The organism is Streptomyces swartbergensis (assembly GCF_002148965.1).
In the GTDB taxonomy this organism is placed as follows: domain Bacteria; phylum Actinomycetota; class Actinomycetes; order Streptomycetales; family Streptomycetaceae; genus Streptomyces; species Streptomyces swartbergensis.
The window spans coordinates 1-769 of sequence record NZ_NGFN01000809.1; the positions used below are offsets into that span (position 1 = coordinate 1).

At 77.6% G+C, this 769-nt stretch carries 1 protein-coding gene; it reads right to left on the reverse strand.

Annotation, left to right across the window (positions count from 1 at the left end; genetic code table 11):
- Positions 1-769: acyltransferase domain-containing protein (locus tag CA983_RS44465; protein ID WP_143645899.1), on the reverse strand; the 769-nt coding region annotated here is incomplete at both ends.

Sequence of the window (769 nt, forward strand, 5' to 3'; positions counted from 1 at the left end):
CTTCGACGGTGGTGGCGGCGAACAGGTCGCGCAGGGGGAGTTCGATGCCGAACTCGCGCTCCACGGCCGTGCGGACGCGGACGGCCATCAGCGAGTCCAGACCTAGATCCGCCAGGGCCGTGCCACGGGTGACACGGGTGGGCGGGTGGCCGCTGACGGCGGCGATGTGGTGGGTCAGCCGGGCCAGGACCGACGAGGGTTCCGCCACCTCGGCGGGAGGCTCCTCCCGCTCCTGCACCGGCTCGGTGCGGGCCCGGCCGTCCGTCCACCAGTGCCGTACGTGCCGCCACCGGGGAACCGGCAGGTCGACGACCCGGCCCGGCGGCACGGGCAGCCGCCGGCCCGCCACATACAGGGCGCCCAGCTGCCCGGCGAACGCCTCCGCCCCGTCGGCGTCCCGCCGCAGAGTGGCCAGGGCCAGGGCATCGGGCACGGTGTCGGCGACGGCCCCGGTCAGCACCGGGTGGGGCGAGATCTCGACGAACGCCGTGTGCCCGTCGGCCGCGGCCGCTGCGAGCGCCCGGTCCAGACGGACGGGCCGCCTGAGGTTGGCCGCCCAGTGGGCCGCGTCGAACACGCAGTCGCCGCGCGGGTCGTCGAGGACGGTGGAGTACACCGGGACGCGCGGCCGCCGGCCCCGGATGCCGGACAGCGCGCCGGCGAGCTCCGGCAGCAGCGGGTCCACCTGGGGCGAGTGCCCGGCACCGACGACCCGCATGGCCCGGGCCGCCCGCCCCTGCCCCTCCAGCCGGCGCACGAGCCCGGCCAC